The organism is Collinsella sp. TF06-26 (genome assembly GCF_002232035.1).
Lineage (GTDB): Bacteria > Actinomycetota > Coriobacteriia > Coriobacteriales > Coriobacteriaceae > Collinsella.
In genome coordinates, this window is the sequence record NZ_NKXR01000001.1 from 347,617 (window position 1) to 373,395 (window position 25,779).

Consider the following 25,779-nt stretch of genomic DNA (forward strand, 5'->3'; position numbering starts at 1 on the left):
AGCGTTCAATACGCGGATGACGAAATTTGGACTTTCAGCGTCGGCTCGCTGAGCTGGAAAGGCCATGACTTCCTCGACAGGATTCAGGACGATTCGAGGTGGGGCAAGATTAAGAAGGCGGCCAGGGACAGGGGGCAACCTCTCGTTGCAAAGACCGTTAGGACGATTTCTTTCGCATTCATTACGGCGACGGCTGAAGGTGCTACGAACTCGTCTCTCAAACAATACGGCTTGCAATAGGCTCAGCTCTTGCCCTTGCGCAAGAAGTGGCATGTTAGAGGTTTCTCAAGTCCTTTGAACAATCGCGTAGCACAAGCATTCGGGGCTCCGGAGTATCATCTTCGGAGCCCCTTTGTTTTTCCGAGTTTGGCTCGTTCGGATATCGCGTGTTAGGAGCTAACTTTGTCTAATGAACAGCAGGGCGGTGTTTGCTCAGAGTCAAGCGAATAAAGCTTGCCGATACCGCCGCCGGCTCTGGCGCCATCGTAAAGCTTCCTCCTAGCACTTCGGACGCCATCTGTGCCGCGTGCGCCACGCACCTCAAAGGCCTTGCACAGATCCAGGACTCCGTGCGCGCCATGACCGAGCAATTCACCAAGAACCTCGAAGGCCTCTTTAGCTTTGCCGACCAGCTTAGCTTGCAACTGAGCTCCTGGTTCGGTGTTCTTGACGAGTTACGAGAGTCCATCTGCTCGAACCTAGCCTCCTTGATGAAGCAGTTAGCGGAGATAGGCGCTTCGCTCGACTGAGAGGCCATCCTTGAGGATTCGAGGCGTTGGGGCTCGTATGGCTGGGCAATCACGAACAACCAGTTCACCTACAACTCCCCGCCGCACTGCCCCTCGACGCTGGGGGAAGCCGATGCCGTCTACCTCTCATTCCTCGATGTTGACGCCCTTATTGCTGGCCTTGAGAGCAGTGTTACCAAGAAAGTTGACTTTCTCGAGGCCGTCGCGCTCTTCCGCGAGAGGCACTATAAGCCCTGTGCCATGATGCTTTGCTCGCTTATTGACCGAGAGCTGTTTCGCGTATGCTGTGGGCCTAGGCGAGATGAGAGGGACAATCATAAACAAAGGTCTTGGTCTCGCGAGATGAAAAACTGAACCGTTCGCTTTCGGATGGAAGTAACGGTGAGCTCCCCGCAATGGCCATTTCGTTAATCGACTTTGCCAACATATGCGATGCCGTGGACTACTTCTTTAGGTCGGGAGATGACTTCAACCGCGAGCGAGAGGGCGAGCTTAACCGAAACTTCCTCCAGCACGGTATGATGTACAAGCCGGTCCGACGCAAGACTTGCATCAAGCTCTTCGTGCTGCTGGATGCCGTGAGCTCGTCGTTTCCCGACGCGTTGGGATATGTCTCTGGCTTGGCCAAGAGTTAGACTGTCATTTTCATAAGACTTGGACGCCTCGACTCGCTTACCTATGAGTATCCACCAAGCTCACCGGAGCAATGACGTTTGATACAAGCGGCGCTACTAATTAGCAGCGTCGCTTGTTTTGTTTCCATGCCCGTAGACGGGTTTCGCCAAGTTGGCCACCGAACGCATTCTGACCGACGTGCTCGTGTCCCTCTTTGGGCATAGTCATCAACTGCGACCTTGGCAACGGACCGCACGACCCGGGGATCCCTAAGAGCTACTTCCTGAGCGATCGAATCGGCAAGCATCCGGAGAAGCCGATTAACAAGCGTTCCGCCGCCAACTTATCTCGGCTCCTAGAACTTGAAAAAAGACCCGCAGTGTGCATGATAAGCAGAGGCCGGGCAGGTTTACTGACTGCACCTTAACATGTCCCTTCGACTTTGTCTCTGAAATTCTAGAACTTGTGGAGGACGTGGCGCTCGCATTCGTAATTTTATCCTTCCTTTCACCGACTGACAAAACGATTTACACCTAATTGTGGACATCGCTTACGCGATTTCTCTTTGCTCCTGCATTGATCTCGCTAAACTAATAGCTGCTGCTACCAGGGCATTTTCTGGTGCACATTCTATTGGCTCCTGCGAAGATCGGAGCGGGTATGTTTGCTGCCGAGTCCTACACCAGCCGTCATTACATTGCGATTGTTGCCATGGCCTGCCTATGCGTTTTGCTGGGCGGGCCTTCTTATGCCGCGGGCGCGGAGAGCCTCATCATCGCGGGCGCGACGTACTGCGAGCCGGGCGTATCGGGCCCCGGCTGGGCCTGGACCGATGCCGACCACCTTGAGCTTATCGGCTACGCGGGCGAGGCCATCGGCGCCGAAGGCGACCTGGTGCTGACGCTTGCCGGGCAAAACTCCGTGACGGAGTCGCATGCGCCCGATGCGGACATCACGCTGTGCGGCATGGAGGTGTGGGGCAACCTGACGCTTCGCGGTACCGGGACCCTGACGGCGACGGGCTCACAGTGCGGGATCCACGTCTCGCAGGCGCTCGTGGTGGACGGATGCACCGTCGATGCGCGGGCGGATGGGGCCGATATTACGGACGAGGCGGTCGCCGGCGTGATCGCAGGCGATATGGCCGTGCGCGGCGGCGGGCGCTTCGTCGCCGCGGGCGCCGGGTCCGGAGCGGGCGTGCGCGCCTACGGCGTGTGTCTGCAGGATGCGGGCCTTGGCGACGGTGCGGCCGGCTGTCGGCTTTCCGTCGACGCCTCGTAGCTCGATGCGACCGGTGCCGACGGCGGCCTTGCGAGCACGGGCGGGTCACTTGTGTCTGCGCGGTTTGTGACGCCTGCTGGTGGGGCTTTTGGTGCTAGCGGCGTGGTGGACGCCTCCGGTGCGGCGGCACCGCGTGTGGTGGTTGAGCCCGATGTGGCCACGCCTCCGGCGGGGGAGACCGATGGACGCGACGTGCTGGGCGATAGCACGGACAAGTCTCCCGCTAATGTAAGCTCCGCTGCTGGAGAGCCCACCACGGGGCCCACGGCAAATCCCTCGCTGAAACCCGCGGCCACGACAACCAAGACAACAACGACAGCAACCAAGACCACGGTGTCCACGCCGTCCAAGTCCAAACCCGACACCGCGGCCACTTCGGCGCTCCCCAAGACCGGCGACAACAACTGGATCGTCGCCTCTGTGGCGCTTTTCCTACTGGGGACAGTGCTGTTAGGTGCAGCATGTCGCTGCTGAGACCCCGTTTAAGCGAGACCAGGGGAGAGGTAAAGCAGCTATTTCAGAAGCCTTAAGCCTTTTTCAAATTCATTTTCTTAGAGATTGGTGCCATACCAGCCTCCGCTGAGACGGCACTATTTAGTTTTGCTCTACAGCTTCACAATCTGTTACCGATGTTGAGTCTTAAACCCCATCTGCCAGAGCGATAAGATAATTACAATCAAAATGCTGCCGTTTATAAAGCCTCTTGCTCCACTAAAGGATTGATATATGTCTAATGAAACTAAAGTTGAGGTTGAAGATGTAGCCTCGTATATCAAATACATCAACGAGCTTTCACCAACAATAGATGGTGACGCCAGAACATATGAATCTACATTTGTTTTTCGAGGACAAGGTTCTACTAAGTACGATCTCGTTCCGTCAATCGGAAGAGACAGCTATTGGCGTAAACCGGGATCGAACACCATTTCCCCTATACCAGGCAGCCTTGAGCACGAGGCTGATTTCATTGAAACTGCTTGCCGCATATTGCCAAATGTTTTTAAACGAGAATTGCTTCCGATTGATCTTTTAGCCTGTCTCCAACACTACGGAGTTCCCACCAGACTATTAGATGTCACTTCAAACGCGCTTGCTGCCCTCTATTTCGCCTGTGGCAATGTGGCTGACGAGGGCGAAGTATTCATCTTTAGGCGACCAGGAGGAGATAAGCGGGAATATCCCATCTGCCAGGCAATCGCAGACTCGTGGCATCTGTTTATGAACTCAAAGTTTCTGTCCCGTTTTGCCTCACTTGCAATATCAAGACCATACTTTGACTATCAACGTGATCTAGTGCTTTCAAGTTTCCCTGAACCAACTGATCAGGCAAAATGGTTTAAGGAGTGCTGCGAAGACACATTATTTGTCTACGGAACTAGATATCTTGATAGACAGGCCGCTCAGTCTGGCCAATATATCCTTTTCCCAAATGACATTCGTGAGAAAGATCCATGTTTGTCATTTGATGACTTGATAAGTCCACTGCCCAAAGACAGTCCCGTAATAGCCGGTCGTTGCATAGTGCCATCTGATAGGAAAGTATCAATACTGAACGAGTTGAGTAAAATTGGCATTACCGAAGCTTCGCTCTTTCCCGACAGCATTGAGAAGAGATGTGCCGGCATAGTGAGTGAGATTAAAAGACACCGTCACTGAAGGATTGCTCTTAAAAGCAGTGAAGAGAAGCATGCATCAATAATTATGACTTTTGACAACTGTACAGCAGACGCAACCGACCCTATCGTGCCGAAAGCACCCCGTACTTTACCCGATGATCTGAACAGCATCGCCTTGATCGACGCAGCTGCCACCCCGAGACGTCGTGGTTCAAGCTGTAAAGCAGCGTTGAGCTGCGGTTTTAGTGGTTACGGCGTTTGCCATGGCGCGGCTGACGCGCACGAATTTAAAATCGGGGGCAAAAAGTTCTTGGAAAACCTCGCGCGGCTATGTTAGTATCTCTTTTGCCGAAAGGCGACGGGCGATTGGCTCAGGGGTAGAGCATATCCTTCACACGGATGGGGTCACAAGTTCGAATCTTGTATCGCCCACCATCAAAACCGCAGGTCAGAGGTGTTAAGCTTCTGGCCTTTTTCTTTTTGACACTAAAATCGAAGCGAAGTCACTTAAGGCGTTATATGTTACGCAATTCACCTTAGGTGTCGTCATTGCGCGTTTTGCAAAATGCGTCTGTGTTCATTCATTGAATTCCCTGCGTAATCTATGTGCAATTGTGGAGACAGAGACCACTGGCTCACAGCTTGTACCAGCGCGTTCATGCCTATGGCGGCTTTTCAACGGATTGCGTCAAGCTTTTGGTCAGTGTTTGGTCAGCTTCCCGTACTTACCCGCATGATGTGCCAGTAGATAATCGACCTTACCCGCAATCCGCACGGCCCGAGGCCGTAAACCAGGGGAGGCGCAAATGGACGAAATCGTCTGCGCAAATACTGCATTCCGCTATTGGCGCTGCCCACCGCAGGTGCGCGACCTCTACCCGCGCTTACCTAGCTCCGAAGATGGCTGGCGAGCTCTATCCCAAGCCCCTTTTGTAACCGAAGTTCTCAAGACACCAGTCATCACAGCAGCATCAACACGAAGCAACCTGCATTCCAAGACAAGACGGACCATCCGATGGAACAACGCCTATACGGAGAAGGTTTCCATCGACACGGGCATGGGCTTTAGCGTCACAGACCCTCTTAATACGCTATTCACCATGACTCGAAGCGTTTCTTCATGCGATCTGGTTCTGGCTATGTACGAATTTTGCGGATGGTTCTCGGTTTTTAAACCATCGCCCGCGGTTGACATGGCACTTGAGCGGGCAAAATCAGAAGAAGAAGAGCAGTACACCACAGAAAGTCTGTTTGAACTAGACGAAAACCAAGACGAGGCCCCATGGAAGCGAGTCTATGCTCGGGTGCACCAGAAGGACAGCGAGCATGATCAAAGTGGGCAGCGGGATGACGGATTCGGAAATAAAACTAACGGAAAGGGCACATCGCTTTGGATGAGAAAGCCTCTTATTGAAATAGAAGAATTACATAGATTTGCGGCGAAGGTTAAGGGCGAGATGTGGGGAAAACAATTCTGCGAAGCCGCACAGCAGGTAATGGGTATTGCTGCATCCCCGCTAGAAGTTGCTGGAATCATTTTGCTGAGTCATCCGAGGCGTGCCGGCGGAGCGGAGTTTAAAAACATATTCGTCAACGACCTAACACCGCTGTCGAATTCAGCTCGGAAAATCGCAGGTCAGAAAATCTGTTACGGCGATATCGTCATCGTAAACCCAATAACAATGAAGGCCGTGATTATCGAACTTCAAGGTGAGGTTATTCATGGATCGGGCGCTGTGCTTGACCACGATGCCACCCGAATGACAGCATTGCAAAGCATGGGATACGACGTATTTCTTGTAACCCATGACATGCTCAATGATCACGATCAGCTTGATGCCATCATTCACAGTGTGTGTGAGCGATTGGAGTTGTGCTACAAACCAAAAACCGAGGCGATGAGATGCGCTGAGACCAGATTGCGGGCCAACGTTCTGTGCAATTGGCTTGGTATTGGTAAGTAATAATTTCAATGTGAGCAATTTTAATACTTTATATGCTGTTAGTAATTAAGTGCCATTTTAAAACCATGCCGGTTTACTACGTTGGATTGAGTGTGGCTGAGCACACCGAATTCGCCGCTCGTAAAACCGCAGGTAGATCGCCTGCCCGTTATGCGAAAGTAAGCGTGAGGTCGGAAATCCGGGAATCAGCGTAGTAAACCGATCTGTTTATTAAGCGACCAGATGGATCGGGCATCGTGGGTCCTTTCGGCCCCACACCCGTTCCACGCGCCGCAAAATTGTTCAAAATTGTCCTTGCATCGTGGTCCGAGTTCCCGTATAGTACTTCTTCGCACGGGGGCGTAGCTCAGCTGGGAGAGCGCTTGACTGGCAGTCAAGAGGTCAGGGGTTCGATCCCCCTCGTCTCCACCCGAGCATTGAACTAGGCTCCAACGCAAGTTGGGGCCTATTTTCATATTAATCGATTTACACATCTGTTGGCTGGGCAGCATCTTGGCTACATATCCATTGTTAATCATGAATATGAATGTTAATAACTTTACGTCTGTGGATGGCAAAGCTAGTCCGCAGCACCAATAACAAAGAGGCCAGGCGTAACGCCCGGCCTTAAAACTCTCTGGTGGGCCCTCCGGGATTCGAACCCAGAACCCAGGGATTATGAGTCCCCTGCGCTAACCGTTGCGCCAAGAGCCCTTATGAACAGTGAATGCAATTCTAACAAAGGCAACTCAGACCTAATTTCTTCGCTTCACGACGTGAAATACTACCATGCACGAGCAAGTCGCACAACGCAAGATCAAGCCCGATGCTAATCAACAGCAATTCTAGGCGCGTCGCAGAAAAGACGCGATCTAAAAAATTTAAGGCCTTTAATTCAGGGCTCCAACACACTTTTGCGTGAAATCAACCTGATGCCATTTCAAAACCATGCCGGTTTACTACGACGAATCGGCGACCCCCGAGCACCGTGTGTTCTCCGTTTGCAAAACCGCAGGTAGGTAGCCCGCCGGTTGCACGAAAAGGCGTGCGTGGTTGGACATTCCTGATTTATCGTAGTAAACCGGCATGGTTCTGAGGCGCTGGGGAGGGGCGCTTCGCAATCGGACCCGATAATGGGACTGGCGGCGCACGGAAAACCCTGTTGAACGGGGCGCGTCGTGTTCCACGCGCCAAGTCGGCCGGCGTACGGGCTGTGCGGGGGCCAGGCGCCCCGCGGGCTGGCGCGGTCCCGTGCGCGCCGACACTCGCGAAAATTTTTCCAAAAATGTCCTTGCATCGTGGTCCGAGTTCCCGTATAGTACTTCTTCGCACGGGGGCGTAGCTCAGCTGGGAGAGCGCTTGACTGGCAGTCAAGAGGTCAGGGGTTCGATCCCCCTCGTCTCCACCCGAGCATTGAATGAGGCTCCAACGCAAGTTGGGGCCTTTTTTCATATAGGCACACAAGGTCAAAGGCGGCACCATGATCCTCCTGGTCGACAAGATCGAAAAAAGCTTCGGCGCGCGCGTCCTCTTTAGCGGCGCGTCCTTCCAGATCAACCCCGGCGAGCGCTTCGCGCTCGTGGGACCCAACGGCGCCGGCAAAACCACCATGCTCAAAATCATCATGGGCATCGACAGCCCCGACGCCGGCCAGGTCCAGTACGCCAAGGACTGCCAGGTAGGCTACCTAGAGCAGGAAACCAATCTGGAGCAAAAGGACACCACCATCCTTGCCGAGGTCATGGCCGCCGCCAAGGAAATCCGCCGCATGGGCGAGCGCGCCAACGAGCTGCAGGCCCAGATCACCGAGCTCTCCGAGCAAGGTAAGGACGTCGACGCGCTCCTAAACGAGTACGGCCAGGTCCAGGACCGCTTTGAGCACCTGGGCGGCTACGAGCTCGAAAGCAACGCCCGCAAAATCCTGTCCGGCCTGGGCTTTAAGGTCACCGACTTTGAGCGCCCGTGCTCCGAGTTCTCGGGCGGCTGGCAGATGCGCATCGCGCTGGCCAAGCTCTTCCTGCGCCATCCCGACCTGCTCCTTCTGGACGAGCCCACCAACCACTTGGACCTCGAAAGCGTTCAGTGGCTGCGCGGCTTTATCGCGAACTACGACGGCGCCGTCCTCATCGTCAGCCACGACCGCGCCTTCATGGACGCGTGCGTCGACCACGTCGCCGCTCTTGAAAACCGCCGCGTAACCACCTACACCGGCAACTACAGCAGCTACCTTAAGCAGCGCGAGGACAACCTGGAGCAGATGCGCGCCAAGCGCGCCGCCCAGGAGCGCGACATCGCCCACATGCAGGTCTTCGTCGACAAGTTCCGCTACAAGCCCACCAAGGCCGCCCAGGCGCAGGAGCGCATCCGCAAGATCGAGCAGATCAAAAAGGAGCTCGTCATCCTGCCCGAAGGCCACAAGCACATCGACTTTAAATTCCCCGACCCGCCGCGCTCCGGCGACATGGTCGTGGGCTTGGAGGGCGTATCCAAGTCCTACGGCGACAAGCACATCTACAGCGACATCGACCTCAAGCTCTACCGCGGCGAACACGTGGCGCTCGTCGGCCCTAACGGCGCCGGCAAGTCCACCCTCATGAAGATCATCGCCGGCCTGGAACCGCCCACCACCGGCACGCGCGACCTGGGCACCAACGTAGGTGTGGCCTACTATGCCCAGCACGCGCTTGAAGGTATGACCGAGTCCAACACCGTCCTGCAAGAGATCGACACCGTCACGCCCAAGTGGACCGTGCCGCAGCAGCGCAGCCTGCTGGGCGCCTTCCTGTTTAGCGACAACGACGCCATCGAAAAGCAGGTCCGCGTCCTCTCCGGCGGCGAAAAGGCGCGCCTGGCGCTCGCCAAGATGCTTGTGGCCCCCGAGGCGCTCCTGTGCCTGGACGAGCCCACCAACCACCTGGACATCGACTCGGTGGACATGCTCGAGAACGCCCTGCAAAACTTCCCCGGCACCATCGTGCTGATCAGCCACGACGAGCACCTGGTGCGCGCCGTGGCCAACCGCGTCATCGATATCCGCGATGGTAAAGTCAAGGTCTACGACGGCGACTACGACTACTACCTCTACAAGCGCGAGGACCTCGCAGCCCGCGCCGCCGCTGAGGCGTCCACGGAGAGCGCGCCCGCGGCGGCCAAGTCCACCAAAGCCAGCGCCGCCCAGGCCGACACCCCCGCCGCGGCGCCTAAGCCTGCCGAGGGCAAAAAGACCAAGGAGCAAAAGCGTGCCGAGGCCCAGGCCCGCGCCGCGCTCAACAAAAAGCTCAAGGGCGTGCGCAACCAGCTCAAGAAGATCGAGGCCGCGCTCGACAAAAAGCGTGCTCGCTATGACGAGCTTATGGAATTGATGGCGAGCGAAGAGCTTTATGCAGATCAGGACAAGTTCAACGCCGCGCTGGGGGAATATAACGGCCTTAAGCAAGAGCTGCCCAAGCTCGAGGACGAATGGCTGGAGCTTTCCACCCAGATCGAAGAGGAGACCGCGCGTGAACTCTCGTAAGGCCGCTGCCGTGGCGATGAGCATTATCGCCATCGCGTGCCGCATCTGCGGCATCTTTATGAGCGCGATGACCGTGCTGCTGTGCTTTAGCGGCCTCACCGCCAAGCTGCAGATCGTAGGCTTTGTCGTTGAGCTTTCACGCGCGCTACCGAGCGCCATTGCCGGCTACGGCGTCATCACATCGCCCTTTGGCGGCGTATTCCGCCTGGATTACGCCATCGTCGCCGTCATTTTGTTTGTGATCGACTACCTGCTCACGCGCGCCTCGCGCCGCGTCCGCTAGGGGAGCGCCATGTCCAACAGCTACCTGATGAACCTGTTTGCAAGCGCTGTCGCCGTCATCGTGGGTATTGTCATCCACGAGAGCGCGCACGCCGCCGCGGCCTGGGCGCTCGGCGACAAGACGGCCCGCTCGCGCGGCCGTGTCTCGCTCAACCCGCTTAACCACATCGACCCGTTTGGCACCATCCTCCTGCCGCTGCTTATGCTCGCGGCCGGCGGCCCGGTATTCGCCTTCGCCAAGCCCGTGCCCGTCTACCTCAACAACCTCAAGCACCCCAAGCGCGACGAGGTCCTGGTGAGCGCGGCCGGTCCCGCATCGAACATCGCGCTCGCGTGCCTCGCGGCCGCCCTCATGCACGCAGCGTATGGCAACCTCTACGCAAGCATGTCCTTTGCCGTGGCGTCCCAAATCATGAACTTCGGTGCCACGTTTATCGTGGTCAACCTGTCGCTCGCGTTCTTTAACCTCATCCCTATCCCGCCGCTCGATGGCTCGTCGATCATCGTCCCATTCCTCAAAGGCAAGGCGCTCACCAACTACTACCATCTGCAGCAATACGCCATGCCCATACTCATCATCGTGCTGTATCTGCTGCCTATGTGGACCGGCATCGATGTGATCGGCCGCTATTTCGACGTTACCGTGTATCCGCTGGCTGAGCGGCTGCTCGACTTCGCAATCGCCGGCATCTAGGGTAAACTTACAGGTCGACCGTGCAAAACGGTCGCAACATGCACCCAAACCGCGCCGCGAAGGCGCCGTCAAAGGAGGTCGAAGATGTCGTATCGCGTGTCGACGCAGGTCTACAGCGGACCGTTCGACCTGCTGCTGCAGCTGGTAACCCGCCAAAAAGTTGATATCGGCGCCATCTCCATTAGCGAGGTGGCCGAGCAATACCTGGCCGAAGCCGAGCGCATCGAGGCGCTGGACCTAGACGTGGCGAGCGACTTCTTGCTGGTCGCGGCAACCCTTCTGGACATCAAGGCCGCCTCGCTGGTGCCCCAGGAAGCCCCGCGCAAGACAGACGACGATGACGAGGACGACGAGGACCTGGAGGAACTCAGCGCGCTCGACGGCGACGCCTTGCGCGAGGTCCTGATCCAGCGCCTGATTGCCTACAAGCAGTTTAAAGGCGCGGCTGCGGCCCTCGGTGCCCGCATGCAAGCCGAAAGCCGTATGCATCCGCGTGTGGCCGGCCCCGACCCCGAGTTCCTAGGGCTCATGCCCGACTATCTGGCTGGCATCACCCTGCACGGCCTGGCCGTTATCTGTGCCGACCTGGACGGCAAGCGCCAGACCTTCTTGCTGGAGGCCGAGCACGTGGCGCCGCATCGCGTGCCGCTCGACCTGACCGTGGCCTCAGTCGACCGCTTTACCATGGCGCACCAAACCTGCACCTTCCGCGAGCTGCTGGACGGCGACGCCACCACCGAGCAGCTCGTCGTCACCTTTTTGGCCATGCTGGAGCTCGCCAAGCGTGGCTCGCTCACGCTGAGCCAGGACGAGATCTTTGGAACCATTCAAATCAACCGCGTCGAGGGCGCCGAGGCATACGTGCCCGGCGAGGGCCCCGAGCTCACCGAATAGGAGCGGCAACCATGTCAACCCTTTCCACGCTGGAGGCAAACAGCCTCAAAGGAGCCCTCGAGGCGCTGCTGCTGGTGTCGAGCGACCCGGTGAGTGCGCCCGCGCTCGCCGGCGCACTGGATATCGCCCCCGGCGAGTGTGCATCGCTGCTCGCCGAGCTCAAGGTTGAGTACGAGGAGGCCAACCGTGGCTTTCAGCTGCGCGAGGTCGCCGGCGGCTGGCGCCTGTTTACGCATCCCGCCTACCACGACGTGGTCGAGGCTTATGTGCTGAGCTGGGACACGCAAAAGCTGTCGCAGGCGGCGCTCGAGACCTTGGCCGTGATCGCCTATCACCAGCCCGTTACGCGCGAGGTGGTCAAGGGCATCCGCGGCGTCAACTCCGACGGTGTCATCGCGTCACTCGTTGACAAGGGCCTAGTGCGCGAACTCGGCCGCGACCCCCAGCGCGGTCAGGCCATCATTTACGGCACGACCAACGCCTTTTTGGAGAAGTTCGGCCTGCGCTCCACCCGCGACCTGCCCGACCTGGAGCAGTTTGCCCCCGACGAGCAGTCGCGTCAGTTTATCCGCGAGCGCCTGAGCGGCCGCAGCATTCAGTCCACGCTCGAGGAGCAGGCCGAGGACCTGGACGAAGAGCGCGAACTGCTCGATACCGATGTTGAAGATGTTGAGGCAGTCGAGGACTTGGAAACCCTGGTCGTCGACGAGACCTCGGAGGATTTGCATGACGAGGACTAACGAAGTAGGGGAGACGCGCGCCATGGGCAACGCAGTACCCGCAACCGACGCACAGCCCGTCTATCCGCACACCATGCGCCTGCAGCGCTTTTTGGCGCGCGCGGGCGTGGCGAGCCGCCGTGGCTCGGAGGACCTAATGACCGCCGGCCGCGTGACCGTCAACGGCGAGGTCGCGACCGAGCTGGGCACCAAGGTCGACGTCGACTGCGACCATATCGAGGTCGATGGCATGCCCGTCATGCTCAACCAGGGCGCCGTGTACCTGATGCTCTATAAGCCGACGGGCTACCTCACCACCATGAGCGACCCTCAGGAGCGCCCTTGCGTGGCCGACCTGGTCCCCCGCGACCGCTTTCCGGGACTTTTCCCGGTGGGCCGCCTGGACCGCGACACCACAGGCCTTTTGCTCTTTACCACCGACGGCGACCTGTCGCAGGACCTGCTGCACCCCAGCAAGCATGTCTATAAGACCTACCAGGCACTCGTTGACGGCCAGCTGTCCGACCACGATCTAGACCCGCTCCGCCGTGGCATCGAGCTCGACGACGGCCTGTGCCAGCCGGCAATCTGCCGCGTCATCAACGCGCGCGAGGCAGAGGCTGTGGCACCGCAAGGCGTCAAGCCCGGTACCACCGCCGTGGAGATCATCATCCGCGAGGGGCGCAAGAACCAGGTCAAGCGCATGCTGAGCAAGATCCACCATCCGGTAATCCGCCTGCATCGCTGCAACTTTGCCGGCCTTGAGCTCGAGGGCGTGGCCAAGGGCTCGTGGCGCGAGCTCACCGACCGCGAGGTGCAGATCCTCAAGGCCGGCGGCATCCCGCCCAAGCAGGCGAGCGCCAAGAGCAACGGCGGCAAGCCCCAAGACACGCCCGCCAGCCGCACGCGTCACCACGGCAGCCACGGCTCCGCACCCAAGCGCAACACCTACCGCGAGCGCTACACAGGCTAGGCAACCCGCCGCGCCCCAGCACCCGCGAACCATACCAGCACGTCAACCATCGAAAGGAAGCATTGCATGATCGTCGCCATCGACGGCCCCGCCGGTTCCGGCAAGTCCACCATCGCCAAGGAGATCGCCCGCCAGCTGGGCTTTAATAAGCTCGACACGGGCGCCATGTATCGCGCCGTCACCTTCGCCGCGCTCGACCGCGGCATCGATCTGGACGACGAGACGGCCATCGACGCCCTCGCCGAGCAGATCGAGATTCGCTTTACCAACGGCACCGGCGAGGATACACGTTTGGCCATTGACGGCCAGGACGCTTCGGCCGCCATCCGTACCCCGCAGGTCGACGCCAACGTGTCCAAGGTCTCGGCCTACCCGGGCGTGCGCGCAGCCATGCTCATCCACCAGCGCCGCGCCGCCGAGGACCGCGATATCGTGGCCGAGGGTCGCGACATCGGAACCGTCGTGTTCCCTAACGCGCAGGTCAAGGTCTTCCTGACCGCCGACCCGCGCGAGCGCGCCCGCCGCCGCGTGCTGCAGCGTCACCAAAACGACGCCCAGCCGCTCACGCCCGCACAACTCGAGACCGAGGTCGACGAGACCCTCGACGCCCTCAAGCAGCGCGATAAGCTCGACAGCAGCCGCGAGGTCGCCCCGCTCGTGCCCGCCGAGGACGCTGTGCACGTCGACTCCACCGCCCACACCATTGACGAGGTCGTCCGCATTATCGAGGACCTCATCAACCAAAGGAGGTAGCCCATGCGCCTGTTTAAGCAGACGCCCGAGGACTATTACAACGCCCCCTACGCCGAGTTCCCGGCGCTCATCCGCGGCACCGTCGTCGTGGTCATGGCTATTCTGTGGGTCTTCTCCAAGCTCATGTGGCGCTGGAAGGTCGAAGACGTCGACCTGCTGTTTGAGCGCCAGGAAGGCCGCGGCAGCGTGGTCATCTGCAACCACACCTCGATGGCCGAGTTGCTGGCCGTGGAGACGGCACTGTTCTTTGGCGGCCGCCGTGTGCGCCCCATTTTTAAGTCCGAGTTCGCCAAGAGCAAGATCGTGCGCTGGGCCTTTAGCCGCGTGGGTGGCATTCCCGTCGAGCGTGGCACCGCCGACATGAAGTGCCTGCGTGCCGCCCAGCATGCGCTGCAGCGCGGTGAGGACGTCCTGATCTTCCCCGAGGGCACGCGCATCCGCTCGCGCGAGATCAAGCCCGAGGTCCATGGCGGCTTTGCGCTCATCGCCCAGATGGGTAAGGCACCCGTCAACCCGCTCGCCATCTGCGGCTGGTCCGACATCACGCCCAAAGGCAAAAAGCTCATGCGCCCCAAGAAGTGCTGGATCCGTGCCGGCAAGGCCATCTCGCTATCCGATGCTCCGGCCGAGCTCAAGCGCAAGGAGCGCCTGGCATGGTTTGAGTCCGAGGCCATGAGCCGCGTATACGCCATGCGCGACGACCTGTGCGCCGAGCACCCGGGCAGGTTCTAGCCATGGGTGAGAATGTCATGAATACCGCCGCGGCCGCCGCTGAGGAGGTCGTCCCCACCATCGAGATCGCCGCGCATGCCGGCACCTGCTACGGCGTGCAGCGCGCGCTCGACATGGCGCTGGCCGCCGCGCGGCAGGCAGGGGAGAGCGCTCAGGTCCACACCCTGGGCCCGCTCATTCATAACCCCATCGTGGTGCGCGAGCTCGCCGAGGCGGGCGTTGGTCTGGCAGACACCTTGGACGACGCTGCTTCGGGCACCGTGATCATTCGCGCCCACGGTGTGGTGCCGCAGGTGATCGATGCCGCACGCGAGCGTGGCCTCGACGTGGTCGACGCCACCTGCCCCTACGTGAAGAAGGTCCACGTGGCGGCCGAGCGCCTGGTGCGCGAGGGCTACCGCGTGATTGTCGTGGGCGAGCCGGGTCACCCCGAGGTCGAGGGCATTCTTGGCCATGCTGGTGATGACGCACAGGTCGTGAGCTGTGCCGCCGACGCCGACGAGCTGTCGCTCAAGGGCAAGGTAGGTCTGGTTGTGCAGACAACCCAGACCGCGCAGAACCTGGCCGAGGTTGTGGCCTCCATCACCCCACGCGTGCAGGAACTGCGCGTGATCAACACCATTTGCGCAGCCACGAGCGAGCGCCAGCAGGCAGCCGCAACCCTCGCCAACCGCTGTGATTGCATGGTCGTGGTGGGTGGCAAGAACTCGGGCAACACCCGCCGCCTGGCTCAGATTTGCGCAGACGCCTGCGAGCACACGCATCACATCGAGGAAGCTTCTGAGCTCCAAGCCGCGTGGTTTACCAACGCTCAGCACATCGGTATCACAGCCGGAGCATCCACCCCGCAAGAACACATCGAGCGCGCCGTCGAGCGCATCAAGGAGCTTTGCCGCTAACCATGGACCAGACCGTACCCGCATACGCCACCGAGGTGGCCGATTACGGGCGCAGCCGCGACCCCGAGCCGGGTGAGGGCGCGCTCGTTAAGAACGTGCGTCCCGAATCGCCCGCATGGGATGTGGGTATCGAGCCGGGCATGCGCGTGCTCAAGGTCAACGGCGAGCAGCTCACCGATATGATCGTGTGGCTCTGGGAGGCCGACGAAGACACCGTCGAGCTGGAGGTTTTCGACCCGCGCGACAACAGCGTCACCCCCGTGGAGCTCGACCGCTTCCCGGGAGAGGACTGGGGCCTTGAGTTCGACGGCCCCATCTTTGACGGCATGCGCACCTGCGTGAACGCCTGCGTGTTCTGCTTTATGACGATGCTGCCCAAGGGCGGCCGCTCCACGCTCTACATCCGCGACGACGACTACCGCCTGAGCTTTTTACAGGGTAACTTTGTCACGCTGACCAACCTTTCCGACGAGGATGTGCAAAACGTCATCGACCGCAACATGAGTCCGATGAACGTATCGGTCCATGCCGTGAGCCCCGATGTCCGCCGCCGTATGATGGGCCGCAACGCCCAGCGCGGCATGGACGTGCTCGAGGCCATCATGGCAGCCGGCATCGAAATCCACGCGCAGATCGTGCTGTGCCCCGGCATGAACGACGGCGAAGAACTGCTAAAGACGCTTCGCTTTTGCGAGGATCACGAACAGATCACGAGCCTGGGAATTGTGCCGCTCGGTTTTACCAAGCATCAGAACCGTTTTAGCTGGTCCTACAGCGATAAGCCCGAGCTTGCGCGCGAAACCATTGCCATGATCCGGCCTTTCCAGGACCGTGCCTTCGAGCGCTTTGGCCGCCACACCTTCCAGATGAGCGACGAGTTCTATCTGGACGCCGGCATCGAGCCGCCCGAGGCAGACTTTTACGACGGCTACCCGCAGTACTACGACGGCATCGGCATGATCCGCTCGTATCTGGACGAGACCGACGATGTGATCGCCGCCGATGCCGAGCGCCTGACCCGCGTTCGCGAGGGAATCGCCGCCCGTGGTCAGCGCTTGCTGTGTCTCTCGGGCGCCAGCGCTCGCGATACGGTCGCGCGCTTTGTGGAATCGCCGCACGGCCTCGCCGGCATCGTCACGGCCATTAAAAACCGCTACTTTGGCGGCAACGTGGACGTGACCGGCCTCATCGTCGCCTGCGATATCTTGGAGCAGCTGCCGCAAGACCTGTCGGGGGTTATGCTCTTTGTGCCTAAGCTCATGTTCAACGCTGACGGCATGACGCTTGACGAGTATCATCGTGACGATTTACTCGCAAGCCTTACCAGTCGCGGCGCCGAGGTTCATGTGGTGTCGACCATGCCGCATGAGCTGCTCGATACCCTGGAGCACATCCTTGGCATTGTGCCTGCCGACTCTACTAATTCCGCTGACCCTACCCATTAAAGGAGAGCAGATGAAACCTATCGTCGCCGTCGTCGGACGCCCCAACGTGGGCAAGTCCACGCTCGTTAACCGCCTGGCCCAGACCTCGGACGCCATCGTCCACGAGTCGCGCGGCGTCACGCGCGACCGCTCGTATCACACGGCCGATTGGAACGGCCGCGAGTTCACCATCGTCGACACGGGCGGCATCGAGCCGCTCAAGAGCGACGACGTCTTTGCCACGTCCATTCGCGACCAGGCCCTTGCCGCCGCCGAGGAAGCCGCCGTCATCCTGTTTGTGGTCGACGGCCGCACCGGCGTCACCGAGGAAGACGAGTCGGTCGCCCGCATGCTCAAGCGCTCCGACAAGCCGGTCTTTCTGCTGGTGAACAAGCTCGACAACCCCGATCGCGAGAACGACAACATCTGGGAGTTCTATTCGCTCGGCATCGGTGAGCCCACGCCGCTCTCGGCCCTGCACGGCCACGGCACGGGCGACCTGCTCGACGACATCGTGGCCCTGCTCCCCGAGGAAGAGGACGAGGTCGCCGACGAGTTCCCCGATGCGCTGAACGTGGCCATCATCGGCCGCCCCAATGCCGGTAAGTCGTCGCTGTTCAACCGCATTCTGGGCGCCGACCGCTCCATCGTGTCCAACATTGCCGGCACCACGCGCGACGCCATCGATACCGTCGTCGAGCGCGACGGCAAGCACTACCGTATGGTCGACACCGCGGGCATTCGCAAGAAGAGCACCGTATACGAGAACATCGAGTACTACTCCATGGTCCGCGGCCTGCGCGCCATCGACCGCGCCGACGTAGCGCTGCTCGTCGTCGACGCCTCCGTGGGCGTCACCGAGCAGGACCAGAAGGTCATGGGTCTTGCCATCGAGCGCGGCTGCGCCATCGTGGTGCTGCTCAACAAGTGGGATCTGCTCGACGATGACCGCAAGCGCGAGGCCTGCATGGAGACCGTCGACCGCCGTCTGGGCGTCATGGCTCCCTGGGCCCAGTACCTGCGCATCTCTGCCCTCACCGGTCGCAGCGTCGAGAAGATCTGGGCCATGGTCGACGCCGCCGAGAAGACGCGTTCGCAAAAGATCACCACCTCGCGACTCAACACGTTCCTCACCGACCTGCGCGAGTTTGGCCACACCGTGGTTGACGGCAAGCGCCGCCTGCGCATGCACTACGTGACCCAGACGGGCGTCAACCCGCCGACGTTCACGTTCTTCGTCAACCACAGCGACCTGGTCAACGACACCTACCAGCGCTATGTGGAGAACCGCATGCGCTCGACCTTCGACTTTGCCGGCACGCCCATCCGACTCTTCTTTAGGAAGAAGGAGCAAAAGGATGCTTAATCCGATTCTGCTGACCGCCATCTGCGCCGTGGTCTCGTTCTTCATCGGAGCGATTCCGTTTGGCCTGATCCTGGGCCGCGTGTTTAATCACACCGACATTCGCAAGGCGGGCTCCGGCAACATCGGCACCACCAATGCGCTGCGCGTGGCCGGCCCCAAGGTGGCAGCGCTCACGCTGCTACTCGACTGCCTGAAGGGCGCCATCTGTGTCCTCATCGCCCGCCCGCTCATCGCCGATCTGGGCTATGGTTTTCCGCCGAACATCATGGCGCCTGGAGCCCCCGGCGATTGGATGCTCGGCGTCATCTGCCTGGCGGCCGTATGGGGCCACATCTTCTCGCCGTACCTCAACTTCCACGGCGGCAAGGGCATCGCGGTCGGTCTGGGCGTGATTCTTGCCTGGTACTGGCCCATTGGCCTGTCGCTGCTGGGCATGTTTATCGTGGCAGTTGCCATCACTAAGTACGTGTCGTTGGGCTCACTTGCCGCCGCCGTCGGTCTTCCCATCGCCGCTTGTGCGGTCTTTCCGTACAGCAGCCTGGGCCTTAAGTTTTGCATGGCGATGATCGGCATCACCGTGGTGTGGGCCCACCGCGCGAACATCAAAAAGCTCATGACCGGTAAGGAGTCCAAGCTCTCGTTTACCAAGCGCGTCACCGAGCCCGACGATAAGTAGGAGAGAGTCATGAATGTTGCGCTGATTGGCTCCGGCTCCTGGGGAACCGCCGTCGCCGGCCTTGCCGCCGCGCGAGCCGAGCGCGTGACCATGTGGGCCCATAGCGAGCAGACGGCCGCCGGCATCAACGGCGAGCACCGCAACCCGCGCTATCTGGTGGGATATGAGCTACCGGAAAACGTTGTCGCCACGACGGACTTGGCCCAGGCGCTCGACGGCGCCGATGCGATCATCTTTGCCGTACCCTCCACGCACTTGCGCGACGTGTGCCATCGGGCGGCGCCGATCATCGCGGACGAGACGCCGGTGCTGTGCCTCACCAAGGGTATCGAGCCCGAGTCCGGCCTGCTCATGAGCGAGGTCATTGCCAGCGAGATCGGCAACGAGGCGCGCGTGGCGGCGCTCTCGGGCCCCAACCATGCCGAGGAAATCTGCCGCGGCGGACTTTCTGCCGCCGTCATCGCCAGCGAAGACCCTCAGATAGGGGAGACCTTTAAGGACCTGCTCCTGTCAACCGCCTTCCGCATCTACCTGTCGCAGGACATGACCGGTGTCGAGGTCTGCGGTGCCATGAAAAACGTCATCGCCATCGTGTGCGGTATCTCCGCCGGTACCGGCGCGGGCGACAACACGCTCGCCCTTATCATGACGCGCGGCCTGGCCGAGATCAGCCGACTGGTGCACGCTCGCGGCGGGCAGGCCATAACCTGCATGGGACTTGCCGGCATGGGCGACCTCATCGCCACCTGTACCTCGGAGCATTCGCGCAACCGTACCTTTGGTTACGAGTTTGCCAACGGCGTGTCGCTCGACGAGTACCAAGAGCGCACACATATGGTGGTCGAGGGCGCCGTCGCGGCCCGCAGCGTGAGCGAGCTCGCCCGTTCACTGGGTGTAGACATTCCGCTCACCTTTGCCGTGGAGCAAACGCTCTACAACGGTGTTACTTTGGATAGGGCGCTCGAGATTCTCACTGACCGCGTCCCATCGCAAGAGTTCTACGGGCTCAACGACTAGCGCAGAAAGGCTACTACCATGGGTACCATTAAAATCGCTCCGTCCGTCCTTTCGGCCGACATGGCCAACCTTAAGGGCGAACTCGATAAGATCGCCGGTGCCGACTATGTGCACTTCGACGTCATGGACGGTCACTTTACCGGCAATCTCACCTTTGGCGTCGACATCCTCAAGGCCGTCAAGCGCTCCACCGACGTGCCGGTCGACGCACACCTCATGGTTTCGAACCCCGACGAGACCGTCGATTGGTATGCCGATGCCGGCGCCGATATGATTACCGTGCACTACGAGGCCTCTACGCACCTGCACCGCACGCTCACGCACCTGCAGCAGCGCGGCGTCAAGGCCGGCGTGGTGCTCAACCCCGCAACGCCCGTTTGCGTGCTCGAGAGTATCATCGAGGTCGTCGATATCGTGCTGCTGATGAGCGTGAACCCCGGTTTTGGCGGCCAGAGCTTTATCCCGGGCACCATCGCCAAACTGCACGAGCTCAAGGCCATGTGCGAGCGCCACGGCGTGTCGCCCCTGATCGAGGTCGACGGCGGCATCTCTTCTAAGAATATCGCCGAGGTCGTCAAGGCCGGCGCCGATGTCTTAGTGGCAGGCTCCGCCGTATTTAAGTCCGAAGATCCCGCCGCCGAGGTTGCGCTGCTGCAGAAGCTGGGCAACGAAGCCACACAGGAGGCATAAACCCTTATGACCGCAGGTCAAAACCGCATACCCGTGAATCTTGACTATGCCGCCTCGACGCCCATGCGCGCCGAGGCGCGCCTTGCGCAGCGCGAATATGACGACAGCGAGCTTGCCGGCGTCAACCCTAACTCGCTGCATTCGCTCGGCCGCAAGGCCGCCGCACGCCTGGAAGTCGCCCGTCGCGAGATAGCCCGTAGCTTTGGCGCACGCGTTCGCCCGTCCGAGATCATCCTTACCAACGGCGGCACTGAGGCTAACCAGCTGGCTCTGCTCGGTCTTGCCGAGGGCGCTCGCCAGCGCGATCGCAAGCGCGACCGTGTCATCGTTTCGGCCATCGAGCACGATTCGATTCTGGACAACCTGCCGCTGCTGCGTGCCGCCGGCTTTACCGTCGACCTGGTGCAGCCCTGCCGCGCGGGCTACATTGAGCCTGCCGCGCTTGTCGAGCTGTTGGGCGACGATGTTGCGCTTGTGAGCGTTATGGTCGCCAACAACGAAACCGGCGTGGTGCAGCCCATCCGCGAGCTGGCCACCGCCGCACATGCTGCCGGCGCCTTATTTCATACCGATGCCATCCAGGGCTACTTGCATATTCCGCTCGATGTCACCGAGCTGGGCGTCGACGCTATGACCGTTGCCGCGCACAAGATCGGCGGCCCTGTGGCTTCCGGCGCGCTCTACCTTAAGAACCGCACGCCGCTGCGTCCGCGCATCTTTGGCGGTGGACAGGAAGCCGGCCGTCGTGCCGGTACGCAGGATCTGCGCACGCAGCTGGCTTTTGCCGCTGCCGCCAGCACGCTGGCGCCCCACGTGGCCCAGGAGCGCGCGGAACTGCAGACCTTGTCCGACAAGCTCTACTCCACGCTTACGGCCCATCCTCGCATTCACGCCACAATGGGCGACTACGCGCAGGCAGATCGTCTGCCAGGCATGGTTTCAATCTACGTTGACGGCATGGACTCCGAAGAGCTCATTATCAAGCTCGATGCCGCCGGCTTTGAGGTTTCGGCCGGATCAGCTTGCTCGAGCGGCAACATGGACCCGAGCCACGTGCTCAGCGCCATGGGCATTGGTCGCGAGCAGGCACTGGGCGCACTGCGCATCTCCTTCGATGACCGCGTGAACCCTGCCGACCTAAATGAGTTCGCCCAGACGCTGCTCTCGATCGTAGGTGCCGCATGATCGTCTCCGAACTTGAATGTGCGCTGCTGGCGCGCTACCCCAAGGCGGACGCCGAGGGCTGGGATCACGTAGGGCTATCTGTGGGAGATCCCGCTGCCAAGATCACCGGTGTTGCCTGCGCGCTTGACGCCACCAGGGCCAACGTGCACGGCGCCCTGAATTCCGGCGCCAACGTGCTGCTGACGCATCATCCCATCTATATCAAGGCGCCCGAGGCCTTTTGTCCGGCCGATTCCGCGCGTCCCCAGTGCAGCGCTGCGCTGTACGAGGCAGCTCGTTGTGGCGTGAGCATCATCTCGCTTCACACCAACCTGGACCGCTCGCACGAAGCGCGCGTTAGCCTGAGTGAGTTGTTGGGCGCTGAGCCCATGAGCTCGCTGGAGCATGTAGACGAGCCTGAGCTCACCGGTCTTGGCGCACTCGCGACCCTCCACGACGCCTGCAACCTGCGCGATCTCGCCAACCGTGCCGCCATGGCGTTTGGAAGCGACCCGCGCGTATGGGGCGATGCCGATCGCCCGTGCCGCGCCCTCGCCATTTTGGGAGGCTCTCTTGGCGACTTTGGAGAGCTCGCCATCGCCGCAGGCGCTGATGCTATTGTGACCGGAGAGGCCGGCTACCACGTGGCGCAGGACCTTGCTTTGCGTGGGCTACCGGTGATCTTGCTCGGCCACGACCGCTCCGAAGAGCCGTTCGTGGATATCTTGATGAACTCTGCAGTTGACGCCGGGGTCGACCCCCGTCATGCGATTAAAATACTGAACCCTTGCCAATGGTGGACTGTGACAAAAGGAGAGAACTTATGAGCGCCGGCGCTACGCTACTCAAGCTGCAACAGATCGATTTGGAGCTCGCCCGCAACAAGAGCGAACTTGCCAATATGCCGGAGCTCAAGGAGCTCGCCTCCAAACGTAAGACCTATGTGAAGCTCAAGTCCGAGATGACCAAGCTCTACGCCCAGCGCAAGGACCTAGACATTGAGCTCGACGATCTCAACACCACCGAGATTCAAACCAACAACGCCATCGAGGCCGCCAAGAAGCGCCACGTCGACGGCTCTGACTACCGCGAGGTCCAGGATCTGGAAAACGAGCTCGCCACCCTGGCCAAACGCCTGGATAAGATCGAGCATACCCGCAAGGACGTCATCGTCGATCATAAGGAAGCGCTTGACCGCGAGGCTCGCGCGCAGGCCATCATCGCCAAGTTCGAGGAGGGCGTGAAGGCTGACACCAAGGCCGCACGAGCCAAGGCCGCCGACCTGCAGGCCCAGATTGATGCCGCCACCAAGGAGCGCACCGCCCTTGCCGCCACGCTGCCGACTGACGTGCTCACCGATTACGAGCGCCTGCTTAAGCAGTTCCGCGGCCTGGCCGTCGAGACCATCCAGGGCAACATCCCCACGGTCTGCCATACCGCGCTGCAGGCATCGTCCATGAGCGACCTCAACCACGACGGTAGTGAGATTACGCACTGCCCGTATTGCCACCGCCTGCTCGTGCTCCCCAGCAAGGAAGCTTAAATGATGACGGCGGCACCCAACAATTCAATGCAACTTGAGGGAAAAACGATCCTGCTGGGCATTACCGGCGGGATCGCCGCCTATAAGTCGTGCAATATCGTGCGCCTGCTGCAAAAGCGCGGCGCACGCGTCAAGGTCGTTATGAGCGAGCATGCCACGGAGTTTGTGGGCCCGCTCACCTTCCGCGCGCTCACCAATGAGCCGGTTGCTGTAGGTCTGTTCGATGACCCCTCCGACCCCATCCACCACATTTCGCTTGCGCAGGAGCCCGACCTGGTGGTCGTGGCACCCACGACGGCCAATATCATCGCTAAGATGGCCAACGGCATTGCCGATGACCTTATCTCCACGACGCTGCTCGCCACGCCGCGACCCATTGTGATCGCGCCTGCCATGAACAATGGCATGTGGAAGGCGCCGGCGACGCAGGCCAACATGGCCACGCTGCGCGACAGAGGCGTGCATGTGGTGGGACCCGGCAGCGGCTACCTTGCCTGTGGCGACGTGGACACAGGCCGCATGAGCGAGCCCCAGGACATCGTCGAGGCTGTCTGTGAGGTGCTCAACCCCGCGCCTCAAGACCTGGCAGACAAGCGCATCGTGATTACCGCCGGCCCCACGCACGAACCGATCGACCCGGTGAGATTCATTGGCAACCGTTCTTCAGGCAAGATGGGCATCGCCCTGGCGGGGGAGGCCGCACGCCGCGGTGCCGAGGTCACGCTCGTGTTGGGACCGACATCGCTCGATATTCCCCGCGGCGTGGAGTGCGTGCGCGTGCAGACCGCCGCAGAGATGCTCCAGGCGGCCCTGAGCGCCTTCCAGACGGCCGATGCGGCCATTTGCGCGGCTGCCGTCGCCGACTACACCCCCGCGGCCCCTGCGGACCATAAGCTCAAAAAGGCCAACGAGCGCTTGGATCGCATCGAACTGGTCGAAACGGTCGATATTTTGGCCGAGCTCTCGCGCCAGAAGGGCGAGCGATGCGTGATCGGATTTGCGGCCGAGACTGATAACGTTGTCGAGTACGCTGAGCGCAAATTGGCCCGCAAGGGTTGCGATGCAATTATCGCCAACGATGTCTCGCGCGCCGATTCGGGCTTTGGAACCGACACCAATAAGGCCTGGATTGTTAGCACAGCAGGGACGCAGGAACTTCCCGTACTAACAAAACCCCAGCTCGCAGATACAATTTTGGACTTGCTTCAAAATTTGTAAAAAAGTTCTTGCACAAGTCTAAAGTTTCGGGTTAATATACTCCCTGTTGCGAGCGAGAGCAGAGCAACAAACAAAAGCTTCGGGACGTGGCGCAGCTTGGTAGCGCACTTGACTGGGGGTCAAGGGGTCGCTGGTTCGAATCCAGTCGTCCCGACCAGAAGTTTGCAGGTCAGGCACCTAGTGCCTGACCTTTTTTGTTTTAAGCAATTGCTTAATTTTGTTTAAGCAACAGGGTGCCAAAAATCTACCTGCGCGATAATCGCCTTTTGCGGCTACTTGCGCGTTTTGCACACGCTTGAGCCGATTTATTAACGCGATATGAATCTACATACGCGTAACTGGTATGCAGCCGAGTACAGGCTGTATTTATCGCGGCGATTAACACAGATATAGCGACTATAACGGACAAGCGTGTCGCTGTATTTATTCCAGTAGTTCACTTGATCGGTGGACAAGTGGGCTGTTGCAACGAAACGCCAAGCAGGATGGGCTCTATACGAGGACGCCGCAGGGTAATGGCGGGGGAGTGCAGCAGGCGCTCTGAGAGCCGCTGTATGACCCCATGTCTCCTCAACTCGATAATTTGTGTTTCAAGCCACGAATCAGTCGAGCAATTGCCAAAAGAAAGGCCCATGCAGGATTGCACGGGCCTTACATCAGATCAAATTTGAGCTAGAAGCACCAAGCGGGGCAGACGCAACACCATCTCGTCGCGGCCTCGGCGAGCGACATATCGCAGTCGAGGTAGACATCGAGGAAATCGTCAGATCCCGCACAGGGGGACCGCGATGGTGGCCACCGCGCCGCCCGAGGGACTGTTGGCGAGCGAGACGGAGCCCCCGTGGGCGCTCGCAGCCTCGGAGGCGGCGTGGAGGCCGAGCCCGTAGTGGCGGCCCCCGTCGCGCAAAGAGCGGGAGGAGTCGTCTGTGAAGAGGCGCTCACAGCCGCGTTCGAGGGCAGCGGGAGAGAAGCCCGGTCCGTCGTCGGCCACCTCGATGACGAGGTGGCCGCCCGCGA

General features: G+C 60.2%; 25 protein-coding genes and 5 tRNA genes. 28 read left to right on the forward strand and 2 right to left on the reverse strand.

Translation table 11 applies throughout. The features are described from left to right. The first annotated feature begins 428 nt into the window (after nt 1–428). The 8 genes from CHY22_RS01485 to CHY22_RS01520 all read left to right on the forward strand — a co-directional run bounded on the left by CHY22_RS01485 (nt 429) and on the right by CHY22_RS01520 (nt 6,633). Nucleotides 429–749, forward strand: coding sequence for a hypothetical protein (locus tag CHY22_RS01485; protein WP_089571891.1), 321 nt, complete (start codon nt 429–431; stop codon nt 747–749). 395 nt (nt 750–1,144) lie between these two features. Next, nucleotides 1,145–1,384: a hypothetical protein gene (locus CHY22_RS01495; protein ID WP_089571894.1), complete on the forward strand. Its 240-nt coding sequence runs from the start codon at nt 1,145–1,147 to the stop codon at nt 1,382–1,384. A 640-nt stretch (nt 1,385–2,024) separates the two neighbouring features. After that, nucleotides 2,025–2,645: a hypothetical protein gene (locus CHY22_RS01500; protein WP_089571896.1), complete on the forward strand. Its 621-nt coding sequence runs from the start codon at nt 2,025–2,027 to the stop codon at nt 2,643–2,645. A gap of 51 nt (nt 2,646–2,696) precedes the next feature. After that, nucleotides 2,697–3,119: a hypothetical protein gene (locus tag CHY22_RS09910; RefSeq protein ID WP_143759193.1), complete on the forward strand. Its 423-nt coding sequence runs from the start codon at nt 2,697–2,699 to the stop codon at nt 3,117–3,119. Nucleotides 3,120–3,371: 252 nt separating this feature from the next. Then, on the forward strand, nt 3,372–4,301 hold the full coding sequence (locus CHY22_RS01505) for an FRG domain-containing protein (RefSeq protein ID WP_089571899.1): 930 nt from the start codon (nt 3,372–3,374) through the stop codon (nt 4,299–4,301). A gap of 320 nt (nt 4,302–4,621) precedes the next feature. Further along, nucleotides 4,622–4,696, forward strand: a tRNA-Val gene (locus CHY22_RS01510). Nucleotides 4,697–5,067: 371 nt separating this feature from the next. Next, the gene (locus tag CHY22_RS01515; RefSeq protein WP_143759194.1) at nt 5,068–6,225 is read left to right on the forward strand and encodes a hypothetical protein; all 1,158 of its coding nucleotides are present in this window, start codon (nt 5,068–5,070) and stop codon (nt 6,223–6,225) included. Between the two features lie 335 nt (nt 6,226–6,560). Continuing rightward, nucleotides 6,561–6,633: transfer RNA gene (locus tag CHY22_RS01520), tRNA-Ala, on the forward strand. Nucleotides 6,634–6,842: 209 nt separating this feature from the next. On the opposite strand, the gene CHY22_RS01525 is transcribed toward CHY22_RS01520, so the two are convergent. Then, a tRNA-Ile gene (locus tag CHY22_RS01525) sits at nt 6,843–6,918 on the reverse strand. 618 nt (nt 6,919–7,536) lie between these two features. On the opposite strand from CHY22_RS01525, the gene CHY22_RS01530 reads away from it, so the two are divergent. From CHY22_RS01530 to CHY22_RS01625, 20 genes are all read left to right on the forward strand, one after another. Beyond that, nucleotides 7,537–7,609: transfer RNA gene (locus CHY22_RS01530), tRNA-Ala, on the forward strand. A 75-nt stretch (nt 7,610–7,684) separates the two neighbouring features. After that, nucleotides 7,685–9,718 (forward strand): ABC-F family ATP-binding cassette domain-containing protein, encoded by a 2,034-nt coding sequence (locus CHY22_RS01535; RefSeq protein WP_089571903.1) that lies wholly within the window; start codon nt 7,685–7,687, stop codon nt 9,716–9,718. Continuing rightward, nucleotides 9,705–10,001, forward strand: a complete 297-nt coding sequence (locus CHY22_RS01540) for a hypothetical protein (protein ID WP_168170409.1) — start codon at nt 9,705–9,707, stop codon at nt 9,999–10,001. Before CHY22_RS01535 ends, CHY22_RS01540 begins: the two co-directional genes overlap by 14 nt. Before the next feature lie 9 nt (nt 10,002–10,010). Beyond that, a complete protein-coding gene (locus tag CHY22_RS01545; RefSeq protein WP_089571905.1) occupies nt 10,011–10,694 on the forward strand; it encodes a site-2 protease family protein in 684 nt (227 codons plus the stop codon). A gap of 84 nt (nt 10,695–10,778) precedes the next feature. Next, complete coding sequence (locus tag CHY22_RS01550) at nt 10,779–11,588, forward strand: segregation/condensation protein A (protein WP_089571909.1); 810 nt, start codon at nt 10,779–10,781, stop codon at nt 11,586–11,588. A gap of 11 nt (nt 11,589–11,599) precedes the next feature. Next, nucleotides 11,600–12,328: an SMC-Scp complex subunit ScpB gene (gene scpB, locus CHY22_RS01555; RefSeq protein ID WP_089571912.1), complete on the forward strand. Its 729-nt coding sequence runs from the start codon at nt 11,600–11,602 to the stop codon at nt 12,326–12,328. A gap of 22 nt (nt 12,329–12,350) precedes the next feature. Then, the gene (locus CHY22_RS01560) at nt 12,351–13,280 is read left to right on the forward strand and encodes a pseudouridine synthase (protein WP_199408791.1); all 930 of its coding nucleotides are present in this window, start codon (nt 12,351–12,353) and stop codon (nt 13,278–13,280) included. A 66-nt stretch (nt 13,281–13,346) separates the two neighbouring features. After that, entirely contained in the window at nt 13,347–14,033 is a 687-nt protein-coding gene (cmk, locus tag CHY22_RS01565) for a (d)CMP kinase (RefSeq protein WP_089571917.1), read from the forward strand. Between the two features lie 3 nt (nt 14,034–14,036). Beyond that, nucleotides 14,037–14,765 carry a lysophospholipid acyltransferase family protein gene (locus CHY22_RS01570; RefSeq protein ID WP_089571918.1) on the forward strand — a complete coding sequence of 243 codons (729 nt, stop codon included), beginning with the start codon at nt 14,037–14,039 and terminating at the stop codon, nt 14,763–14,765. A gap of 2 nt (nt 14,766–14,767) precedes the next feature. Further along, complete coding sequence (locus tag CHY22_RS01575) at nt 14,768–15,664, forward strand: 4-hydroxy-3-methylbut-2-enyl diphosphate reductase (RefSeq protein WP_089571920.1); 897 nt, start codon at nt 14,768–14,770, stop codon at nt 15,662–15,664. Between the two features lie 2 nt (nt 15,665–15,666). Then, entirely contained in the window at nt 15,667–17,109 is a 1,443-nt protein-coding gene (locus CHY22_RS01580) for a DUF512 domain-containing protein (RefSeq protein ID WP_089571922.1), read from the forward strand. A 10-nt stretch (nt 17,110–17,119) separates the two neighbouring features. After that, the gene (gene der, locus CHY22_RS01585; RefSeq protein ID WP_089571924.1) at nt 17,120–18,454 is read left to right on the forward strand and encodes a ribosome biogenesis GTPase Der; all 1,335 of its coding nucleotides are present in this window, start codon (nt 17,120–17,122) and stop codon (nt 18,452–18,454) included. Next, the gene (gene plsY / locus CHY22_RS01590; protein ID WP_089571926.1) at nt 18,447–19,130 is read left to right on the forward strand and encodes a glycerol-3-phosphate 1-O-acyltransferase PlsY; all 684 of its coding nucleotides are present in this window, start codon (nt 18,447–18,449) and stop codon (nt 19,128–19,130) included. The genes der and plsY overlap by 8 nt, the downstream gene beginning before the upstream one ends. Before the next feature lie 9 nt (nt 19,131–19,139). Further along, nucleotides 19,140–20,147, forward strand: coding sequence for an NAD(P)H-dependent glycerol-3-phosphate dehydrogenase (locus tag CHY22_RS01595; RefSeq protein ID WP_089571927.1), 1,008 nt, complete (start codon nt 19,140–19,142; stop codon nt 20,145–20,147). Between the two features lie 18 nt (nt 20,148–20,165). After that, nucleotides 20,166–20,837 (forward strand): ribulose-phosphate 3-epimerase, encoded by a 672-nt coding sequence (rpe, locus tag CHY22_RS01600; RefSeq protein ID WP_089571929.1) that lies wholly within the window; start codon nt 20,166–20,168, stop codon nt 20,835–20,837. 6 nt (nt 20,838–20,843) lie between these two features. Further along, complete coding sequence (locus CHY22_RS01605; protein ID WP_089571931.1) at nt 20,844–22,022, forward strand: cysteine desulfurase family protein; 1,179 nt, start codon at nt 20,844–20,846, stop codon at nt 22,020–22,022. Then, nucleotides 22,019–22,828 carry a Nif3-like dinuclear metal center hexameric protein gene (locus CHY22_RS01610; protein WP_089571933.1) on the forward strand — a complete coding sequence of 270 codons (810 nt, stop codon included), beginning with the start codon at nt 22,019–22,021 and terminating at the stop codon, nt 22,826–22,828. The genes CHY22_RS01605 and CHY22_RS01610 overlap by 4 nt, the downstream gene beginning before the upstream one ends. After that, nucleotides 22,825–23,544: a hypothetical protein gene (locus tag CHY22_RS01615; RefSeq protein ID WP_089571934.1), complete on the forward strand. Its 720-nt coding sequence runs from the start codon at nt 22,825–22,827 to the stop codon at nt 23,542–23,544. The genes CHY22_RS01610 and CHY22_RS01615 overlap by 4 nt, the downstream gene beginning before the upstream one ends. Nucleotides 23,545–23,547: 3 nt before the next feature. Beyond that, nucleotides 23,548–24,762 carry a bifunctional phosphopantothenoylcysteine decarboxylase/phosphopantothenate--cysteine ligase CoaBC gene (gene coaBC, locus CHY22_RS01620; RefSeq protein WP_233502881.1) on the forward strand — a complete coding sequence of 405 codons (1,215 nt, stop codon included), beginning with the start codon at nt 23,548–23,550 and terminating at the stop codon, nt 24,760–24,762. Between the two features lie 80 nt (nt 24,763–24,842). Further along, nucleotides 24,843–24,919: transfer RNA gene (locus CHY22_RS01625), tRNA-Pro, on the forward strand. A 606-nt stretch (nt 24,920–25,525) separates the two neighbouring features. Here CHY22_RS01625 and CHY22_RS10125 read toward each other — a convergent pair. Continuing rightward, the coding region (locus CHY22_RS10125; protein WP_246824566.1) for an ATP-binding protein at nt 25,526–25,779 on the reverse strand (254 nt) is incomplete at its 5' end.

Bases quoted from the DNA above. Each gene is read 5' to 3' on its own strand.
- CHY22_RS01495 (WP_089571894.1), top strand. From the start codon at position 1,145: ATGGCCATTTCGTTAATCGACTTTGCCAACATATGCGATGCCGTGGAC.
- CHY22_RS01500 (WP_089571896.1), top strand. From the start codon at position 2,025: ATGTTTGCTGCCGAGTCCTACACCAGCCGTCATTACATTGCGATTGTT.
- CHY22_RS01505 (WP_089571899.1), top strand. From the start codon at position 3,372: ATGTCTAATGAAACTAAAGTTGAGGTTGAAGATGTAGCCTCGTATATC.
- CHY22_RS01515 (WP_143759194.1), top strand. From the start codon at position 5,068: ATGGACGAAATCGTCTGCGCAAATACTGCATTCCGCTATTGGCGCTGC.
- CHY22_RS01535 (WP_089571903.1), top strand. From the start codon at position 7,685: ATGATCCTCCTGGTCGACAAGATCGAAAAAAGCTTCGGCGCGCGCGTC.
- CHY22_RS01545 (WP_089571905.1), top strand. From the start codon at position 10,011: ATGTCCAACAGCTACCTGATGAACCTGTTTGCAAGCGCTGTCGCCGTC.
- CHY22_RS01550 (WP_089571909.1), top strand. From the start codon at position 10,779: ATGTCGTATCGCGTGTCGACGCAGGTCTACAGCGGACCGTTCGACCTG.
- scpB (WP_089571912.1), top strand. From the start codon at position 11,600: ATGTCAACCCTTTCCACGCTGGAGGCAAACAGCCTCAAAGGAGCCCTC.
- CHY22_RS01560 (WP_199408791.1), top strand. From the start codon at position 12,351: ATGGGCAACGCAGTACCCGCAACCGACGCACAGCCCGTCTATCCGCAC.
- cmk (WP_089571917.1), top strand. From the start codon at position 13,347: ATGATCGTCGCCATCGACGGCCCCGCCGGTTCCGGCAAGTCCACCATC.
- CHY22_RS01570 (WP_089571918.1), top strand. From the start codon at position 14,037: ATGCGCCTGTTTAAGCAGACGCCCGAGGACTATTACAACGCCCCCTAC.
- CHY22_RS01575 (WP_089571920.1), top strand. From the start codon at position 14,768: ATGGGTGAGAATGTCATGAATACCGCCGCGGCCGCCGCTGAGGAGGTC.
- CHY22_RS01580 (WP_089571922.1), top strand. From the start codon at position 15,667: ATGGACCAGACCGTACCCGCATACGCCACCGAGGTGGCCGATTACGGG.
- der (WP_089571924.1), top strand. From the start codon at position 17,120: ATGAAACCTATCGTCGCCGTCGTCGGACGCCCCAACGTGGGCAAGTCC.
- plsY (WP_089571926.1), top strand. From the start codon at position 18,447: ATGCTTAATCCGATTCTGCTGACCGCCATCTGCGCCGTGGTCTCGTTC.
- CHY22_RS01595 (WP_089571927.1), top strand. From the start codon at position 19,140: ATGAATGTTGCGCTGATTGGCTCCGGCTCCTGGGGAACCGCCGTCGCC.
- rpe (WP_089571929.1), top strand. From the start codon at position 20,166: ATGGGTACCATTAAAATCGCTCCGTCCGTCCTTTCGGCCGACATGGCC.
- CHY22_RS01605 (WP_089571931.1), top strand. From the start codon at position 20,844: ATGACCGCAGGTCAAAACCGCATACCCGTGAATCTTGACTATGCCGCC.
- CHY22_RS01610 (WP_089571933.1), top strand. From the start codon at position 22,019: ATGATCGTCTCCGAACTTGAATGTGCGCTGCTGGCGCGCTACCCCAAG.
- CHY22_RS01615 (WP_089571934.1), top strand. From the start codon at position 22,825: ATGAGCGCCGGCGCTACGCTACTCAAGCTGCAACAGATCGATTTGGAG.
- coaBC (WP_233502881.1), top strand. From the start codon at position 23,548: ATGACGGCGGCACCCAACAATTCAATGCAACTTGAGGGAAAAACGATC.